This is a genomic window from Alteromonas sp. H02, assembly GCF_059682525.1.
Genome location: NZ_CM185021.1, coordinates 5,556,077 through 5,574,913, shown reverse-complemented (window position 1 = coordinate 5,574,913; position 18,837 = coordinate 5,556,077). Strand labels below are relative to the sequence as shown.

The following is an 18,837-nucleotide window of genomic DNA, read 5'->3' as shown; positions in this document are numbered from 1 at the left end:
CGGTGGCATGTTGTCATTCTTATTAGATGATGCCAATTTCTGGTTTAGCTGTGCGCTGGGCATTGTTATAGCGCTTTTCATTCTGGAAATGGCAGGGATGTTTTTTGGGGTTAGTCTGTTAGGGCTAGTCGACGATCAGGCGGCACTGGATGCCGACGCTGATACTTCTTCAGGTTTTACCGAGTTTGGTAGTTGGCTGGCGCTCGACAGGGTGCCCCTGCTGGTTTGGCTGGTATTACTGCTTACCACTTTCGGCTCTGCCGGTCTGACGTTTAATTTTCTTTCTCTCACGCTGCTGGACACCTATTTTGCCCGTTGGCTGATAACGCTGCTGGCTGTGGTAGCCGGCTTGTTTTTCACGGCCCGGTTCGGCACCTTTATTGCCCGCCTGCTTCCCAAACAAGAGTCATCGGCCACCACAGCCGATGAACTGGTCGGCACGGTAGGCCACATCACCGTTGGTGTTGCCCGCCAGAACAGTCCTGCAGAAGGCAAATTTGTTGATGCTCATGGTCAGCCTCACTACCTGTTGGTAGAGCCTATCGAGCCTGATGAACAATTCAGTCAGGGCGAAAAAATATTATTAATACAAAAGCGGGATTACCGCTGGTTAGCAAGTCGCTATTCCGACCTTTAACCCTTTGCGATGGAAGTAGTCACTATGGAAAATTCAAATTTAGGTAATGCGCCTTTTATATTGATTGTCGCTGGCGTTTCAGTTATTGCGCTGCTGGTTATTGGCTTTACTTTGGCCCGATTATACACCCGAGCCACCAAAGAAACTGCGTTCGTTCGTACCGGCCTTGGCGGCGAAAAAGTCATTAAAGACGGTGGGGCCGTAGTTTTACCGGTGGTGCATGAAATTATCCCGGTTAATATGAACACCCTGCGCATTGAGGTAGAAAAAACCTCCAAGGATGCGCTGATCACCAAAGACCGCATGCGGGTAGATGTGAAAGCCGACTTCTATCTGCGCGTAGCGCCTAATGCAGCCGGCATTTCCATGGCGGCGCAAACCCTGGGCACACGAACAACTCGTGCTGAAGAAGTGAAAAAGCTCATGGAATCCAAGTTCGTCGACGTACTGCGTGCGGTGGCGGCCGAGATGACCATGACCGAAATGCATGAACAACGCGCTGACTTTGTACAAAAAGTGCAGCAAAGTGTGGCTAACGATCTGGAAAAGAACGGCCTTGAGCTGGAATCGGTGAGCTTAACCGGCTTCGACCAGACCGACCTGCAGTTCTTTAACGAAAACAACGCGTTCGATGCCGAAGGTCGCGCCCGCTTAGCCAAAATCATCGAAGAGAAACGCAAAGAAACTAACGATATTCAACAGGAAAACCGCATTCAGATTGAGCAGCGCAACCTGGAAGCTGAAAAACTGTCGTTAAACATTAAGCGTGACGAAGAAGAAGCCCGCATTCAGCAAGAACAGTCTCTGGCCTTCAAACGGCAGGAACAAAAAGCCGAAATCGCCAAACAGCGCGAACAAAAAGAGCAGGAAGAGCGTCAGGCCGAGATTGCCAAAGAAAAAGCCATTTCCGAATCGGAAATCGAAAAAGCGCAAACCATTGAAGCGCGCGAAATTGAAAAGCGCAAAGCGATTGATGAAGCGCGTATTCTGCAACTCCAGCAAATTGAAGTGGCCGAGCAAAATAAACAAATTGCCATAGCCAATAAGTCGGAAGAAGAATCCGCCGCCCGCGCTAAAGCCGCTGAAGCCGAAAAACTCAAGGTTGAAAAAGAAGAAGCCGTTATTACTACCCGCCAGGTGGCCGAAGCAAATCGTCGCATGGAAATCGAAGTGATTGACGCCCGTAAAGAAGCAGAGCGTGAAGCGGTGAATATTACCGTTGAAGCCGAAGCCAAACGTGAAGCGGCGATCAATACGTCAGAAGCCATTCTTACCGAAGCCCGGGCCAGCGCAGATGCCAAGAAACTGCAGGCCGAAGCCGACGAGAAAGTGTTCGCCGTGGAAGCAGCTGGTAAGAAAGCCATGTACGAAGCCGAAAATACCCTGAAAGATGAGCAAATTGATCTGCAACGTTCACTGGCCATCCTTAAGATCCTGCCAGACATTATTGCCAATGCGGTTAAACCACTGGAAAACATCGACGGCATTAAGATTTTACAAGGCTATGGCAACAGTCTCGGTAATGCTGGCGGTAAAGGCGACAGCGGCGGCGCAGGCCTGGCTGATCAGGTTACCAGCGCGGCACTTAACTACCGCGCCAATGCCCCGTTAGTCGACTCATTACTGCGTGAAGTGGGTTTAGTGGATGCGGAAGATGGCACACTGGAAGACCTTATCCAGGGCAGTGCTGTGATTGACGGTGACCTGGTGACGACCAAAGCGAAGAAGCCTCAATCCGGTTCCGCTAAATCCGCTCCAGGTGAAACGCCGGCAAAAGATGACAAGCCAAACAGTTAATCTTTTTTACTTGCCTTGCTACCGCGCCCCAGACGCCGGTAGCAGCTTGCCTGGGCTGAACCCATGAAGCTACAGGGCAAGCTGCTTAATTGGGACGATAACCGGGGCTACGGCTTTGTTGAGCCCAAAGGCGGCGGCCAGCGCGCCTTTGTGCATATTAAGGCGTTTAGCTTTTATTCCCGCCGCCCTCAGAGCGGCGATATAATCCAGTACCAAACCAGTCAGGACCGCAAAGGTAAACTTCGGGCAATTGAAATTAACCTGGTTAACGACCATCCAACGGGCAATAAGCCCCGCCCGAAGAAAGCATCGAAACCACCATCCCGACCATCTAAAAGGCGGGTTCCGCTGGTGCTACCCTTTTTAGCCTTGCTTGGTGGCCTTACCTGGTTTCAACGCATTCCCATTGAAGTGCTTTACGTTTATGGCGTTGCCAGCCTGATTGCGTTTGTCATGTATGCCCTGGACAAATCCGCTGCGCGCGCTAACCGCTGGCGCACGCCGGAAAGCCATTTACACCTGATAGCACTGGTTGGCGGCTGGCCCGGTGCCTATTTAGCTCAGCAGTGGCTGCGGCATAAATCCGCAAAGCGAAGCTTTAAAGCCATATTCTGGTTTACGGTGGTTCTCAACCTTACCGCTCTGGGTTACCTGTTAACCTCCGGCGGACAGGCATTGTTAACCGGTATTGTGGGCGTACGTTGATGAAGTCACTCCTTAATCGGCTGAGCGAAGGGCTCGACAGCCTGAAGTCAGAGTTCGATAACACTGCCACCCTTATCAGGGAACAGGTAGGTAAGCTACCGGTCCTGGCCTCGCTCGAACGTGGCGAGAAAACAGCTTGCCAGTTTGATGAAAAGCACTATTTTGTGATCCCTGATTTTACCAGCGACGCCGGCTTTTCACTGCATACCATGCGCTATCTGCCCAAAGGCGTACCTGAGATTAATGAACTGCCAAAACGGCGTATTTTTCATTTTCCCAACGAACATTATGAGGGCACGTTACGCCACTACATGGTCGAAGCAGCACGAGACCTTTCCTATTCCTCACATCAGCATGAAGTGAGTACACTGGAGAAGCTGGCTGACGATATTGACGCGCTGGATACCAAACTCACCTACGGAATGCTGGTTATCGGGGCCATTGCAGCGGTATTTAACCCGCTGATTGGTGCCGGCATTGCCATTAAAGCGGTTTTGCCCGGTATTTCGTCTTTACTGGTCAGGCATGGCCTTAAACCGCTTTGCGAGAAAGCAACCCGGGCACAACTGGAAAAGCGGGCTCAAGAGGCAGAGCAACATGTGCTTGGGCAGTTTTCTGAGTCCACCACACTTAAGGTAGTTAACCCCATTCTGCACGAACTGGAATTTGCCTTGCGCACCAGTGAAGTAGAACACGACCCGCTGCACGATCCTAATTTGGCTAACGCCTGCCTGCCCGAGCTCAACAGCGAGCATTGGCGCAACTTAACCGAAACTGCGGTTTGTCATGTATATAGGGATATTCTGGCCACCCCGGCACTGCACGCTAAGGCGCGTCTGGGGCCGGAGGATAGTCGTTGGCTCCAGGTATTGTTGGCCGGTAAGCTCTAGCGCAATCCTTTTTAATGAGCTGCTAATAATGGGGGGGCGGGGTTTCTTCTGACATTTTGGCGATATTGGAAGGCTCCATGCCTTTGACCTTGTCGATAACATGTCGTAACTGAAACTGCATTTTATCAATTTGTACTTGCTGATGGGCCAGCGCTTCATTGAGTGCATCAATGGTGTGCTCCTGAAAAGCCACCTTAGTTTCCAGCTCGGCAATCGCTTCTTCGGCTTTGGCTAACTCGTTAGCCAGCTTGTCGTTGTTCGTTGTCATTTCAGGGCATACTCCACAGCTCAGCTAATCCGCTACTACTTACCGACAGCACGTGTTCGTTATCAACGAAGCTCACGCCGTAAACAACGGCAGAAGGGGGTGACATGTTTTCCCGTGGGGCAACTTTCCATTCTCCCACCTGTTCACCCGTTGCAACTTCCCACAAATACAACCTTCTTGAAGGGGCTCCGGTAAGCAAGTACTTACCATCTTTAGAAAACACAGCATCGGTAAATATCTTCTGGCGCGCAATATACTGCAATTGGCTAATCGGTTCACCTGTTTGTACGTTCCAGATTTGCGATTTTTGCTGACTGTCGGCAGTAAAGGCATAACGCCCTTCGTCATCCAGCGCCACCAGGGTAACGCGGCTGGGATGAGTAAACGTATGAATCACCTGCCCGCTATCGGTACTCCATAGGTAAGCTACATAGTCGTTTCCACCGGTCAGAGCATAACGGCCATTCGGCGTAATATCCACACTGTTAATGCGCTCCTGATGACCAAGAAACTCAATGCGCCGGCCGCTTTCCGGTTCAAAATACATCACCTTGCCGCTGGAACGCCCCACCAACACACCGCGTCCGCCGTTGGCCAGCGCCACATCGCGGATAGTTGACTCGTCGATGCGCCAGAAACCCACCGGCTCACCAGAAGATAAACTCCAGATAGCAAAAGCCTCACGGTCTGATGTTACTGCAAACTGACTGTCAGCACTGATATGCACATTGGCCACCAAATTATTGCTCTGGTCGCCGTCTTCGCTTTGGTGGCTCCACTGAAATAACGGTTGAGCTTCACCAAAGCGCCACACATGGATGCCATTATTGATACCAGACACTACGCTTAACTGGCCATCCACCGATACGTCTGCCGCATAGGCGCCATCTTCAACAATGCGCCATTGATTGTCCGGCGTGGTATCCGGAACAATACAACCGGCTAAACCAAATCCGGCCAGTAGCGTAACAATCAGACGAGAAGTGAACGTTTTCAGTGATGGTGTTGTCATAGGCCTTTCTTATTGCGAATGCTCGCATTAACATAGCACGAAATCGTAATATGCGTCGCTTATCCTGGGGATTGGGCGCAATGTGAAACCGATATTCGTGATTATCTTATCAGGCGTGTTACAGTAAAGCGTTTATAACCTGATTTACATTTAAAGAATTTGATTTGTTGCAGCACAATTGGCGCTGCGACAAGAGAGACCAACTAACGGAGAAGTTTATGCAAAAGTCGCTCGTTGCCCTAACTATCATGGCTACACTGGGTCTGGCAGCATGTCAGCCTCAACAGGGCACCACTACCGAACCTGCTCAGGACCCAAAGCTGACTAAAGAAGAAATGACCGACGCGCAAAAGCAAGCGTATGCCATGGGTGCCAGCATGGGTATGTTCGTGTTTACCCGCGACAAGCAGATGCAACAGTTTGGTGAAAGCATCGATAAAGACGCCCTGATGCAAGGTATTAAAGACGGTATGGGTAACACCCTGATGTTTGAAACGGCTGAAATCCAGCAACTGGCGCAAGCGGGCGAGCAGGCAATGCAAGCCAAGCAACAGGAACTGGCCAGCAAAATGGCGGAAGAAAATATTGCCAAAGGCGAAGCTTTCCTGGCTGAAAACGGTCAGAAAGAAGGTGTAATTACTACTGAGTCAGGTCTGCAGTACGAAGTAATGGCAGAAGGTGAAGGCGCCAGCCCGGTTGCCACCGACACAGTTAAAGTTCACTACAAAGGAACCTTACTGGATGGCACCGAGTTTGACTCTTCTTACTCTCGTGGCGAACCAGCGGTATTCCCACTGAACCGCGTTATCCCAGGCTGGACTGAAGGCGTTCAAACCATGAAAGAAGGCGGTAAAACCCGTTTCTTCATTCCTTCTGAGTTAGCCTATGGCGAACGTGCTACAGGTAATATCACACCTAACTCAACACTGATCTTTGAAGTTGAGTTACTGGAAGTGGTTAAACCGGCAGAAGAAGAAGCCGCAGAATAATTTCCGTCGCGGTCTCTCAAGCGCCGCGCTGATATTCCATCGAACCAAAAAAGAAAAAGCCGACATTGATTGTCGGCTTTTTATTCAGCACCTGTCCTTGCTCATCAGTAAGTCCGTACTGTCTGCATACTCATGCCAATCAAAACGGTAGCAACGCATGCGCCCAAATACTCATTCGGGTAAAGTTTTGTTTGCTCTTTAAGCTTAGTTTAGATTTACCGGTTTGCACGGCGAACCGCTACTTTTTAAAAAATATTTCGAGCTAGAAGGCATGGGTTTTATTCCAATCTGCTCTTAACCGAACAGGGGCCCACTTGTCACTGTGTGCCCCTGTTGATTTAGATAACTGTTGCTTAAGAAATTAAGAGATAACGCTACGGCGGCGATTAGGCGGCATTTTGAACTTGCGCACCTGTTGCAGTAAAAACTTTCCGGCCCGGTACATAGCAAGGCAGATCAGCACTGACACCATGGTTTTAGTGCCTTCATTACTACTAAAAGCATTCACAGTGGTGAGGATGAACATTAAAACGCCGCTTAACAACAGCAGGAAGCCCATTAAACATAAGCCGAGGGCGCTGGCGGTTGCCGGCTTGTCAGCTCGCTTTTGGTGTTGCTCAGTTCGTTCTGTTGGTGAGTATCGGTTCATAATCTCAATTCATTTGATGTAAACGATTCCATTTATAAATAAGTAACTACAAGGATTTAGTCACTTGTATGACGAATTCGTTCAATATATTTACATTTTGATTACAATACCTGAGAACCGAGGCGACGGATAGGGATCTTTAGTATAGATAACAATCATTAATCGTATTGATTATAGACATAAACACAAAGTTTGTCGCTAATCTGCTACACAGTTTATCGGCATTTTGTATAAAAATATGATTTTATTTACTGCTGCTGGCTTTAAGCTGAGTCTATTCAGCGTTTTCGGCAACGCCGTAATCAAAGGCAATCGCCATAACAGCACTACGCGCATCTTCATATCCGGTAGTGTCGAAATCGGTAAAATCCTGAACATGAAAACTGAGCAGTTGCTGCTGATATATCACGCAGTACATCTCGCCATACAATTCAACATCGTTATCGGTACTACGCCCGGTCCAACGGATCCGAACGGCAGGTTGGCCGTCAATCGATACCGTTTCTATGGCAGACGTAGAGAAATTATCCCGGCGGCGCTTCACGCCCTCTAAAAACTGCATCAGGTATTGTTTGGAAAACGCGATTTGCCTGGCCTGATTGAGTTCAGGTATACCATTTGGCGGCGTAAACACTGTTAGTTGTAGCAGCGTGCTCTTGTCACTATCGTCGTGACGACGGGTAAACCCAACGGCAGAGAAGGCCTCACTGGGCGCTTTCATTACCGGCCCCTCAAAACCTTCGGGAACCTTAATATCCCCCGAGCCGAAGTCATAAGCACCCGCACTCTGACTAAGTACTAATAAAACAGCACACCACATGAATCGTAACATCATCTCATTCTTCCTGGTTTTCTTCGACGTAGCTAATCCGGTTGATATACCAAACCCGGATGCCTTCGGGTGTTTTTACATCCACCTGATCATCTTCTTCTTTTTTCAGCAGGGCCCGCGCCATCGGCGAGTCAATGGAAATATAATCTTTGCGGTCGTAAATTTCATCCGGCCCGACAATGCGAAAGGTCTTGGTGTCACCGTCGTCATTTTCAATTTCCACCCAGGCACCAAAGAACACCCGGCCGGCCTGCTCCGGGGCAAAATCCACCACTTTAAGAATTTCCAGGCGCTTCCTTAAAAACCGGATCCGGGAGTCGATTTTACGCAGCAGGCGCTTGTTTTCTTTGTAGTCGGCGTTTTCTGACCGATCGCCCAGGCTGGCAGCCCAGGTCACCTTGGCCGTAATTTCCGGCCGGTACTCACGCCACAGATAATTCAGTTCGTTACGCAGTTTGTCATACCCTTCCCGGGTCACCAGGTTTGTACGCAATTTGCCAGACCTTTTAAAAAATGATGCTCAAAAGTAAATTGTATCGGCAATTAACTGTGCCAGCCAGGGATTATCTCTGTCACCTGTTTGCAGCCCGAAATGAGCTTAGCAAACCCATATGACACGGCGGTTAGAGGTGCTATACTCTGGACCCATTAAAAGCGTGGGTAACGCTTACCGATTGCAAATCAATAGTAGGTAGGAAGGGACACTTCCAATCATTAAATTCACTACCGCCTGAATCTCATACATGATGATAATTAATACCATTGCCAACGAACTCGCCGTTAAACCTGCTCAGGTTGAAGCGGCTGTAAAACTGCTCGACGAAGGTTCAACCGTACCTTTTATCGCTCGTTACCGTAAAGAAGTCACCCAGGGACTGGATGATACCCAGTTACGTAACCTGGAACAGCGGTTAGGTTATTTACGTGAATTAGAAGACCGCCGTCAGGTGATTTTAAAATCTATCGGTGAGCAGGAAAAGCTCACGCCTGAATTGCAGCAACAAATTCTCAAAGCCGACAACAAAACCACGCTGGAAGACTTATATCTGCCGTATAAACCGCGTCGCCGCACCAAGGGGCAAATTGCTATTGAAGCTGGCCTCGAACCGCTGGCCGATGCGCTGTTTGCTGATCCAACTCTGACCCCGGATACCGTGGCTGCTGACTATGTTAGTGCGGAAAACGGCGTAACAGATACCAAGGCAGCGCTTGAAGGCGCGCGTTATATCCTGATGGAACGGTTTGCCGAAGACGCTGGCTTACTGGCGAAAATTCGTCGTTATCTTAACGAAAACGCCCACCTTCGCAGCCGCGTTGTGGAAGGCCAGGAAAAAGCAGCCGTGAAGTACAGTGATTACTTCGACCACTCAGAAAAACTCGCCTCAGTGCCTTCCCACCGTGCCCTGGCAATGTTCCGTGGCCGTAATGAAAATATGCTGCACATTCAGATGGTCGCCGATCCTGGTCAGGAAGACTCGCCAGCTCAGGCCTCCTATTGCGAGCAAATTATTGCTGAGCACTTTGAACTGCGCAATCAGGGTCGCCCGGCCGATGCATGGCTGGCTCAGGTAGTTACCTGGACCTGGAAAATCAAAATCGGCCTGCACATGGAAACCGAACTGTTTGGTCAGCTGCGCGAAAAAGCCGAAGAAGAAGCCATTAATGTGTTTGCTAAAAACCTCAACGACCTGCTCATGGCAGCGCCAGCCGGTGCGAAAGTCACCATGGGCCTGGATCCGGGCCTGCGTACCGGGGTTAAGGTCGCCATTGTAGATAAAACAGGTAAGGTGGTAGGTACCACTACTATCTTCCCTCACGCACCGCAAAACCAGTGGGATAAATCCCAGCGCACTCTGGCTAACCTGTGCAAACAGCACAAGGTAGAACTGATCAGCATCGGTAACGGTACCGGCTCGCGGGAAACCGACAAACTGGTAGGTGAAATGCTCAAAGCCAACAGCGAGCTACAGGCCCAGAAAATTATGGTCAGCGAAGCCGGCGCGTCGGTTTATTCGGCCTCTGAGCTCGCCTCAAAAGAGCTGCCGGGTATGGATGTTTCCTTACGTGGTGCGGTGTCGATTGCCCGTCGCTTGCAGGATCCGCTGGCAGAACTGGTTAAAATTGAGCCTAAAGCCATTGGTGTGGGTCAGTATCAGCATGATGTCAGTCAGAGTTTATTGGGCAAGTCGCTGGATCAGGTTATCGAAGACTGTGTTAACGCCGTTGGCGTTGATTTAAATACCGCTTCACCGGCCCTGCTCAGCTATGTATCCGGGTTAAACAAAACCCTTGCGCATAACATTGTTAGCTACCGTGATACCCATGGTGCCTTTGCCCGACGCCAGGATTTAAAATCTGTCGAGCGCTTGGGGCCAAAAGCCTTCGAACAGGCCGCCGGATTCCTGCGCATTGTAAACGGTACTAACCCGCTGGATAGCTCAGCGGTGCACCCGGAAGCCTACCCGGTAATAGATAGCATTGTGAGTCGCACCGATGTGGCGGTAAATGACCTGATTGGTAATACCGACTTACTGCGTAAGCTTAATCCGGAAGATTTTGTTAGTGACAACTTTGGTATCCCAACCGTTAAAGACATTCTTAAAGAACTGGATAAGCCCGGCCGGGATCCGCGTCCGGAGTTTAAAACCGCCGCCTTTAAAGAAGGCGTAGAAACCATGGCAGATCTGAAGCCAGGTATGATCCTCGAGGGCGTTGTCAGTAATGTGGCCAACTTTGGTGCTTTTGTAGATGTAGGTGTTCATCAGGACGGTTTGGTACACATTTCAGCTCTAACCAATAAGTTTATCTCCGATCCACGCGAGGTGGTGAAAGCCGGCGATATCGTTAAGGTAAAAGTGCTGGAAGTCGACGCAGATCGTAAACGCATCTCGTTTACCATGCGCCTGGATGACACTCCGGCTCCGCAAAGCAAAGGACCAAAGGGTAGCGGCAAGCCGCAAAACAAAGGCGGCAACAACCGCAATCAGAAAGGCCAGCAAGGCCGCCAGAGCGCACCTGCTAATGCAGCCATGGGTAATGCTTTCGCCGATGCCTTTGCCAAGGCAAAGAAAAACTGATTAAGCAGCTCAGCAGAACTAAAAAAGCCCCGCTCGTAAGAGACGGGGCTTTTTTGTAAATCTGCTCGTCTAAGCCGAGGCGCTGAATCCACCTTCTGCAGGCACCGCGACATTTTTATAAAATGACGCAATCACGGTATTTCTCTGTTGCATCTGCTCACTGTCTATTTGCAGCGAGCGCCGGCCACTGCTTTGCTGACTATAGCTGTCTTCGTCGGCGGCCAGTTCGTCAAGTTTGCGGGTTGGAATTTGTGGCTGATTGTTCGCCACAATTTCTTCCAGCGTAGGGACTTCAGATGCGACTCGCGAGGAAGAATCGCCTTCTTCCGGACTCACTGCCGACGCTTCTTTGCGCTCTTCGGCCAGTTTACTGCGCGCTTCAAATGCTATGCGGGACGCTTCTGCGGCAACCTGCAAATCCTGCGGTGATGGCTCAGCGGGCGCCAGCGCAGCGGCACGCACCTGCTGCATTTTGCGGATAGTTTGTTGCGGTGTATTTTCGGTGGAGACATCAATAGATACTTCTCCGTCAATAGCGTAGCGCTGGCCGTCCGGACCCCGTTGAAAATCATACTGAGGCGAACCGGCGTACTGACCTCCAATAGTAGCGTGTGCCTGTTCGTGGGTGCGCACTTCCTGATCCCGCTCTTTGAGGGATTCAACCTGACGCTGTTCGGCCTGCTCCTGCTGGCGCTCCCGAGCGTCTTCTTTGCCGGCACTTTCTTCGCTGGCATCGTTGAACTGTTGTTGACTGTCGCCGGTTACCTGCGCTGCGCTGCCCTGATTCGACTGTGGACGTTCATAGGTGAGCGGCTGATTACCTTTAACCGAAGATTTTAATTTGTCTGATTCGGAGCCCAGGCCCTGCTCAGCACTGCCTTGTTTGGCATCTGATGGCTGGGGAATGGACTCACGGGCAAGATTATCACGCCGGGCCGCTTCCACGCTGAGATTAGCGGTTGGAATGGCAAAAGACGTTGGGATGGGCGTGACAATATTCATAACGGGTTACCTGCGATCAGGCAATCGTGTCGATGATGCGGCCAACCGTATCGTTAGCAACATCTATAACCTTGGCCGAAGCCAGGGCATTATTGGTATACATCTGCATCGACAGTAAATCAGATGTCATACTGTCGCCGCCCGATGGCAGCAAATCAGATGTGGTGGACAAACTGCGCAACGAAGCATCGGCCAGAAAATCACCGGTACCATTTTGCGCCACGTCCTGCTGGGCTGTCCGCTGTGCAATGTTCATCGCTGACTGGGTCATGCCCTCAAACGACTGTTGCAAACCAAACTGACCAGCAACTATCGCAGAATTTACGTTGTTGCTTATCACCATACACTACCTCTACACTCTCATGTTCAATTATTAACCAAAATGGTTAAAAAATAAAGTCTGAGGTAGTCACAGGCGTGGTATTAAATCGTTACACAAGCCTTTTATGGCGGGCGATTATGCGTCTGACGCTTTGCATGAGTCATCGATTTATTTACCGCAAAGTAGCTCCACTCAGGTGCAATACTTTGCGGTACGTCATCACGAGCTAGCTGTAATAACGGTCAATGCGGGTCAGGTTATTGATGAAATTCAACAGGATATCAGCGGTCTGCTGCGGATGAGAAATAAACGGTGCATGGGCAGCATGGGGCATTACCACGGTATCTGCGCCCGGATGCAGTTCGTGAATACGATCGATGCTACTGGTAGGAACCAGGCTGTCCAGACGGCCATACAGTCGCAGCGTGGGTTGATTTATCCGCCCAATCATACTTCGCAGATCCACTGTTTCCAGCAAGGAAAGGCCGGCAGCGAGCGCAACTTCGGCAGGGGAGGGCAAAGCGCCCAGTTGCTGGCGTATAGTTTTTACATCCTGCCTGGCTGATGCACTACCCATAGCCTGAATAGCTAAAAAACGATCCAGGGTTTTCTCGTAATCTCGCGCCAACTGGCGCTGAAAACCGTTCAGCACTTCTGGCTCAATGCCTTTCCAGCACCCGTTGGAGACAAAGCAGGGACTGGAGGCCAGGGTAATTAAGCCGGCAATCTTATCCGGGTAAGACAGCGCCAGCTGTTGCGCTACTAAACCACCTAGCGACCAACCTGCTACCACAGAGCCCTCGGGAACGGATTCATTAACCAATGCCGTAATGGTATCGAGTGAGTAGTCTTCCGGCAGTTTGTCGCTATTCAGACCAAAGCCTGGCAGACAAATGCGGATCACTTCAAGATCGGCGGTCAGAAACGGTAAAAACTCACTAAAAACGGCGCTGTTCATGCCCCAGCCATGGAGCAAAACCAACGTCCTTCCCGATCCCTGAGACAGGCTTTTTAATGCTGTATTAGTGTTATTGTCACCCACGTAATCACTTCCTGACAGAACGTAGCAAAAGTTTACATGAGCATTTTAAAAACCCCAATAGCGAAATGCGTGGAACGTCTCAAAGGCGCGACGAAATTCCGTCCTGCAGGGTTATGTTATTTATGTCAGCAACACTGCAAGGCCGCTGTTTGCGAGGTTTGCGAACAAGACTGTTTGTTCTTTAATAACCAGAAGGTAGCCGGCAACCTGTTAAACTGGCCCAACATTAAGCAGGGGTTGACGCCCGGCCCCTACCAGCAAATGTGTGCGCTAAGTTACTTTCAGTGGCCGCTGGATCATTTGATACGCCGTTTTAAATACGGCCACCCGCTGCTGGCGGAGCCATTGGCACAATGGTTCTTGCGATACTCTGCGGCCTCATCCTGCCCGTTACCCGACTGCCTGCTGCCCGTACCGATTAGTCCCTGGCGTTTCGCTAAGCGACAGTATCATCAGACCCTGCTGTTAGCCGACTATCTTGGAAAGCACCTGGATATCCCGGTGATGCCAAAATGGGCTCACAGAAGAGGCTGGCAACGCAGTCAGCAATCCCTTGGCAGGCGCGAGCGACTGCGCAACCTTAAACAGGCATATGAGCTGGGAAGCGGCGACTTTCCCGCCCGGGTAGCCCTGATTGACGACGTGGTAACGACTGGTGCCACTATCGCCACTCTGAGCAGGCTCATCCATCAGGTAGCACCGCACACAGAAATCACAGTCTGGGCGTTGGCTGTTACACCAAATAAGGCCGACCAGGCGCTACTGCTGCCTGGTCGTCAAATCCTTGGTCACCGCGAGGCTTAATTAATCGCCTCAGCCATAAACAGTGCATTGCTCATCAGCTTATTGGTACCATACCAGAACCCGCGAAATTGCGGATCGTCGGTAAAGCCAATCACCCGGCCGCGTCCCATGGCTTCGGCTACTACCGCTACCGAACCGGCTATTTCGTTTGCCACCGGGTCGGCACTAAAACCTGCGACCAGCGGCGAGTCGGTATAGCGGGCGGCAACCACTGTTGGCGAGGCATTGCTGAACACCATCATATTACTGGTTTTAAACAGGTTTAACTGCGGCGCGTCATAGCCGTAAAACAGCGGGTGAGAGGTATCGATGCTGGCCTGATAAACCGCCCCGGCTACCAGTTGCTGCGCATTGTGCGCGGAACGATCGGCAAAGGTCAGCTTCTTGTCGCTAAACAGGTCGGCGACGTCCTGCCTTGAACTCAGTTTGATATCCAACCAGTTATGCCGGGCAAATAATCGCAATGCCGAAGTCTGGCCTACCAGGGTGCCGCCGGCACGAACCCAGTCGGTTAGCGTTTCATCAACGCCTTCAGGCAAGTCATAGCGGCCGCCAACAAATACAACGTGAGTGTAATCATGCAGGGAAACGTTATCCAGATGACGTTGTTCCACCAGGGTGGCCGGCATACCTACCTGTGTATCCAGGTAATGCCACACTTCACCGGCCTGATAAGGACTGACGCCCTCGCCACCTACCAGCAGAACCTTAGGCGCTTTTACCGGCACCATACTGCGGCTACCAATGTCGATACCAGTAGTGGTGAAGCCGCTGCTGAGGGATAACACCTGCACCCCGGCATCAACCGCCGCCGCATTAACCAGCTCAATAAGCGCCTGTGGCTGAGGCACGCCCCGCGGGATCACGATGGTACCAGCCGCCAGCGACAGGTTGCCCTGAGTAGTTGCTGCGGTAAAAGGCTGGGTGGCAATACGCGCTGCCACGCCTTTATCTAGCAGTTGCTGTAACAACGCCGGGGCTTTGTAGTGATGCCACTCAAATGCGTAAGCGTAGGCTTCGCTGTCTACCGGCACTATCGGAGCAGGTGACGGGCTGGTGTCGGTGAATTTGGCGCGGCGCAGTTCACGGCTGCTCATGGGGGCAAAAGTTAAATCAAACGCCAGTGGCAGGTTGAAATTAGAGACATCGTAAAAGGTGTTATCCACAAAATCCTGCTGAGTGGAGAATAACGACTTGATTAAGCGGTACTGTGGTTGCGCCAGCGGCACTACCAGGGTGCTGTTTGCTTTATACACGGTGTCGTTAACTTCAATATCTTCGCGCGGTTGCTGATAACGGATATTGTGCTGGGTGAGCACCCAGCGCGCTTTTTCCAGGCGCCAGCTGTCCTGCGGTTCATGAATTAAATAGGCTGCATTGTCATCCTGACTGGCAAGTTCTGCGGTTTCTTTATAAAAGTTATGCTGATAGTCGAGCAGCGCCGCTTTGTTTGCCATGGCGCCATCAAACACCGCCACTGACATAGTGAACTGGTTCTGGATAGTTTGCGGGAACGCCAGCGGGCCATTAATAGAATCCTGCAGGTGGCCACGACTACTGGCCTGCTCGAACAACACGCCAATACTGCCCTGGGCATCAGGATAAGATGATCCTTTACCGTAGTAAAAGTCATCAAAGCCTTCCTGACTGAAATACAGTTGTTTCTGGCTGTCGAAGGCGCTGACATAGTATTCTGCCAGCGCGTTGGTCAGGCGTACGTTACCTTCCGGCGTAAACGGGTTTTTGCGACTCGGCACACCCGGCTGGAAGAAGTAAGAACTGTTGGTCCCCATTTCGTGGAAATCGGTTAACACATGGGGGCGCCAGTGCTGAAATTTGCTGATGCGCGCCTGAGACTCAGGATGCACCAGCATTAACCAGTCCCGGTTAAGGTCGAACCAATAATGATTAGTGCGTCCGTTGGGCCAGCCTTCCTGATGTTCACGATGCGCCGGGTCGGCATTGAGTACCTTGCCCTTGTGCATATTGGCCCAGTGCGCAAAGCGCGATAGCCCATCCGGGTTGTAGGAAGGGTCTAGCAGCACCACGTTTTCCTGCAGCAAACGGGTTACCCGCTCGTCCTGAGCGGCTGCGAGATAATAAGCCACTAACAGCGATGCATTAGCACCGGAAGGCTCATTCCCGTGTACGCTGTAGCCCATGTAAAAAAACAGTGGCGCATCTGCCGGTGTTTTCTTACCTTGCTGTACCTGAGCCAAATGGGCGGTACGCCAGTCTTCCAGCTTACTGCGATTTTGCGGCGCTGTAATGGTTAACAACAACAGCGGGCGTTGTTCGTGGGTATAACCGGTGACTTCCAGGCTTATCCGATCAGAAGCCGCCGCGAGGCTGCGCATGTAAGTGACCAGTAAATCATGGCGTACATGCCAGTCGCCAACATTGTATCCAAGCACTGATTCAGGTGTGGGTATCGTGGGATCAAGCTCAACATTGTCAGGTAAGTAGGCTTTGGCCGGCTTGCCCCCGGCGGTGGCCATAGCGCTGAAACAAAGCGAAAACGCAACAATCAGAACAGTGTATAGCCTGGCAAGACATGAGCGTAAAGGGGTGGAATTTGTCGTTATTGGCGCTGATAGCATTTTACGGACACCATAATTAGTTTTATTTGATGGTCTTGAAACCTGTGACTTCGGCATAATATATTTTCAATACCTGACTGTTTTACTCAGGTTAATTTGTTATCATATGCGACAGTTATTGATTATGCAGGACTCTACAATGATCTCAATATCAAAAGAGGCCCAGGGACACTTTGTTAAGTTGCTGGCTAAACAGGAAGAAGGCACAAATATTCGTGTTTTCGTAGTGAATCCGGGAACCTCAAGTGCTGAATGCGGTGTTTCTTATTGTCCACCCGATGCGGTGGAGCCTTCCGACACCTGTTTACCCTTCGACGGCTTTGATGCCGTGGTTGACGAAGAGAGCGCGCCTTATCTCGAAGAAGCCGAAATCGATTATGTAACCGATCAGATGGGCTCACAGCTAACGCTGAAAGCGCCAAACGCCAAGGCTCGTAAAGTGGCAGACGATGCGCCAATAGTAGAACGTCTGAACTACATGATTGAATCTGAAATTAACCCGCAACTGGCCAATCACGGCGGTCAGGTTGTGCTGCTCGAAATCACTGACGACGGTTATGCCGTGCTGCAGTTTGGCGGCGGATGTAACGGGTGTTCAATGGTTGATGTTACGCTTAAAGAAGGTATCGAAAAGCAGATGCTCGAAGAATTCGCCGGCGAAATCAAAGGCGTTCGCGATGCCACAGAGCATCAGTCGGGTGAGCACTCTTACTACTAATCTCACAGCGCCATGCTGCCTTTTAGCCACTGGCAACGCTTTATTCAGGGCCTCTGCGTTTTTGCCGCGGGCCTGGGCGTTATGGCGGCAGGCGCCTGGTGGTTTGAGCCACTATATTATGTGGGGTTAGTCGTGTTGCTCGGCGGCTTCGGCTGGGCGATGTCTGGTTATCTTGGCCTGCTCTGGCAGCGCCTCACAAAGTCGATTAATCCCCACCGGCACAAGTAAACTCAGGCACTCACAACGAGTTTATCCCTGCGCCAGTAGAACACCGCTCCCAGTGTGATCCCCCGGGCAAGTAAAAAGGCCAGCAAAGCCCACCACAAGGCCGGATTACCCTCAGACTGGGTGAAATACCACACCGGGAAATACACTAGCGACGCACTGACTACCATGGTATCGCGCATGGCTCTCGCCTGGGTCAGGCCCACAAACACGCCATCATATAAAAAGCACCAGTGAGCCACTAGTGGCAACACGCTCATCATGCCAAGGTAGGCGTACGCTGCCTGCTGCAAAGACTCAATGTCGGTGAGTAAACGAATGATTTGCGGCCCGAAAAACCAGAATATCACCGCATAGCCGACGGCAAACAACCCCGACCACAATAACCCCCGCTGTGTCTGGCGCATCACCCCTTTGGTACTCCTGGCACCGGCGGCCTCTCCGACGGTGGCCTCTACAGCGTAAGCAATGCCATCGAGGCCCAGCGCGATCAGCACAAAGAACTGCATCAGGATGGCATTTACGGCGGTGGCAGTCTGGCCATACCGAGCGCCCTGAATGGTTAAAAAAGCCAGACAAGCCTGCAACGCCAGATTACGCAACAGCATGTCACCGTTTAGCTTCATTAAAAATTTACGCGCCGTTTTATTAAACCACTCCATTGCCGGCGGCTGCCACTGAATATGTTTTAAGGCAATCAGCATCGCCATGACCATCATGGTGTATTCGGCGACTACGCTGGCCAGCGCCACACCGCTTACGCCCCAGTCCCACCACCAGACCAGCAGGATATCGAGGCCGGCATTAAGCAGGTTACCGACAATCTGCACCAGTAACACACTGGTGGTTTTTTGCTGTCCCACCAGCCAGCCAATCAAAGCCAGATTGAGCAGAGCAGCCGGTGCACCCCACACCCGGATATTAAAGTATTCACGGCTGTAAACCGCCACATCGGCAGCCGGAGCCGCTAGCCATAAGCCGGCTTGCAAAATAGCCTGTTGGGTTAACCAGATAAGCAGGCCAATAGTGATGGCAATTACCGCGGTTTGATAAAATGACCTGGCCATCACGCTGAGATCGCCCTCGCCCCTGGCCTGTGCACTCATACCGGTGGCCGACATACGAATAAAACCGCACACCCAGTAAATTTGGGTAAGAATTAACGCGCCAATGGATGCGCCGGCGAGTTGCGCCGATGAATCCATATGCCCCATTACCGCCGTATCAACCAGTCCGAGTAATGGCGTGGTGATATTCGCCAGGATCAT

Annotated in this window: 19 protein-coding genes; 9 read left to right on the top strand and 10 right to left on the bottom strand. The window is 51.2% G+C overall.

Going from position 1 to position 18,837, the window contains the following annotated elements; translation table 11 throughout:
• Positions 1-7: 7 nt before the first annotated feature.
• The 4 genes from AC566Q_RS25735 (at position 8) to AC566Q_RS25720 (ending at position 4,029) form a co-directional block, all read left to right on the top strand.
• Entirely contained in the window at positions 8-637 is a 630-nt protein-coding gene (locus AC566Q_RS25735; RefSeq protein ID WP_499612466.1) for an OB-fold-containig protein, read from the top strand.
• A gap of 9 nt (positions 638-646) precedes the next feature.
• Entirely contained in the window at positions 647-2,434 is a 1,788-nt protein-coding gene (locus AC566Q_RS25730) for a flotillin family protein (protein WP_499612464.1), read from the top strand.
• A 63-nt stretch (positions 2,435-2,497) separates the two neighbouring features.
• A complete protein-coding gene (locus AC566Q_RS25725) occupies positions 2,498-3,139 on the top strand; it encodes a DUF1294 domain-containing protein (protein ID WP_499612462.1) in 642 nt (213 codons plus the stop codon).
• Positions 3,139-4,029: a hypothetical protein gene (locus tag AC566Q_RS25720; protein ID WP_499612460.1), complete on the top strand. Its 891-nt coding sequence runs from the start codon at positions 3,139-3,141 to the stop codon at positions 4,027-4,029. Before AC566Q_RS25725 ends, AC566Q_RS25720 begins: the two co-directional genes overlap by 1 nt.
• A gap of 22 nt (positions 4,030-4,051) precedes the next feature.
• Here AC566Q_RS25720 and AC566Q_RS25715 read toward each other — a convergent pair whose 3' ends face one another.
• Together AC566Q_RS25715 and AC566Q_RS25710 are read right to left on the bottom strand one after the other, a co-directional pair.
• Complete coding sequence (locus AC566Q_RS25715) at positions 4,052-4,297, bottom strand: SlyX family protein (RefSeq protein ID WP_499612459.1); 246 nt, start codon at positions 4,295-4,297, stop codon at positions 4,052-4,054.
• A gap of 1 nt (position 4,298) precedes the next feature.
• A complete protein-coding gene (locus AC566Q_RS25710) occupies positions 4,299-5,309 on the bottom strand; it encodes a WD40 repeat domain-containing protein (protein WP_499612457.1) in 1,011 nt (336 codons plus the stop codon).
• Positions 5,310-5,527: 218 nt separating this feature from the next.
• Between AC566Q_RS25710 and fkpA the strand changes: the two genes are divergently transcribed.
• Positions 5,528-6,298, top strand: coding sequence for an FKBP-type peptidyl-prolyl cis-trans isomerase (fkpA, locus tag AC566Q_RS25705; RefSeq protein ID WP_105933027.1), 771 nt, complete (start codon positions 5,528-5,530; stop codon positions 6,296-6,298).
• Between the two features lie 361 nt (positions 6,299-6,659).
• Here fkpA and AC566Q_RS25700 read toward each other — a convergent pair whose 3' ends face one another.
• From AC566Q_RS25700 to greB, 3 genes are all read right to left on the bottom strand, one after another.
• A complete protein-coding gene (locus AC566Q_RS25700; RefSeq protein ID WP_499612455.1) occupies positions 6,660-6,947 on the bottom strand; it encodes a hypothetical protein in 288 nt (95 codons plus the stop codon).
• Positions 6,948-7,221: 274 nt separating this feature from the next.
• A complete protein-coding gene (locus tag AC566Q_RS25695; RefSeq protein WP_499612453.1) occupies positions 7,222-7,782 on the bottom strand; it encodes a hypothetical protein in 561 nt (186 codons plus the stop codon).
• A 1-nt stretch (position 7,783) separates the two neighbouring features.
• A complete protein-coding gene (gene greB / locus AC566Q_RS25690) occupies positions 7,784-8,272 on the bottom strand; it encodes a transcription elongation factor GreB (RefSeq protein ID WP_499612451.1) in 489 nt (162 codons plus the stop codon).
• A 253-nt stretch (positions 8,273-8,525) separates the two neighbouring features.
• On the opposite strand from greB, the gene AC566Q_RS25685 reads away from it, so the two are divergent.
• Complete coding sequence (locus AC566Q_RS25685; protein ID WP_499617624.1) at positions 8,526-10,856, top strand: Tex family protein; 2,331 nt, start codon at positions 8,526-8,528, stop codon at positions 10,854-10,856.
• A gap of 69 nt (positions 10,857-10,925) precedes the next feature.
• Here AC566Q_RS25685 and AC566Q_RS25680 read toward each other — a convergent pair whose 3' ends face one another.
• The 3 genes from AC566Q_RS25680 to bioH form a co-directional block, all read right to left on the bottom strand.
• Positions 10,926-11,858, bottom strand: a complete 933-nt coding sequence (locus AC566Q_RS25680) for a putative metalloprotease CJM1_0395 family protein (protein ID WP_499612449.1) — start codon at positions 11,856-11,858, stop codon at positions 10,926-10,928.
• A 16-nt stretch (positions 11,859-11,874) separates the two neighbouring features.
• On the bottom strand, positions 11,875-12,201 hold the full coding sequence (locus AC566Q_RS25675) for a hypothetical protein (protein WP_499612447.1): 327 nt from the start codon (positions 12,199-12,201) through the stop codon (positions 11,875-11,877).
• Between the two features lie 205 nt (positions 12,202-12,406).
• Positions 12,407-13,222: a pimeloyl-ACP methyl ester esterase BioH gene (bioH, locus tag AC566Q_RS25670; protein ID WP_499612445.1), complete on the bottom strand. Its 816-nt coding sequence runs from the start codon at positions 13,220-13,222 to the stop codon at positions 12,407-12,409.
• A gap of 36 nt (positions 13,223-13,258) precedes the next feature.
• On the opposite strand from bioH, the gene AC566Q_RS25665 reads away from it, so the two are divergent.
• Positions 13,259-14,026 (top strand): ComF family protein, encoded by a 768-nt coding sequence (locus tag AC566Q_RS25665; RefSeq protein WP_499612444.1) that lies wholly within the window; start codon positions 13,259-13,261, stop codon positions 14,024-14,026.
• Here AC566Q_RS25665 and AC566Q_RS25660 read toward each other — a convergent pair.
• The gene (locus tag AC566Q_RS25660; RefSeq protein WP_499612442.1) at positions 14,023-16,626 is read right to left on the bottom strand and encodes a M14 family zinc carboxypeptidase; all 2,604 of its coding nucleotides are present in this window, start codon (positions 16,624-16,626) and stop codon (positions 14,023-14,025) included. The genes AC566Q_RS25665 and AC566Q_RS25660 overlap by 4 nt on opposite strands.
• 139 nt (positions 16,627-16,765) lie before the next feature.
• Between AC566Q_RS25660 and nfuA the strand changes: the two genes are divergently transcribed.
• Entirely contained in the window at positions 16,766-17,344 is a 579-nt protein-coding gene (gene nfuA / locus AC566Q_RS25655) for a Fe-S biogenesis protein NfuA (RefSeq protein WP_499612440.1), read from the top strand.
• A 12-nt stretch (positions 17,345-17,356) separates the two neighbouring features.
• Complete coding sequence (locus AC566Q_RS25650; RefSeq protein ID WP_499612438.1) at positions 17,357-17,572, top strand: hypothetical protein; 216 nt, start codon at positions 17,357-17,359, stop codon at positions 17,570-17,572.
• Between the two features lie 2 nt (positions 17,573-17,574).
• Here AC566Q_RS25650 and AC566Q_RS25645 read toward each other — a convergent pair whose 3' ends face one another.
• Positions 17,575-18,837, bottom strand: coding sequence for an MATE family efflux transporter (locus AC566Q_RS25645; RefSeq protein ID WP_499617622.1), 1,263 nt, complete (start codon positions 18,835-18,837; stop codon positions 17,575-17,577).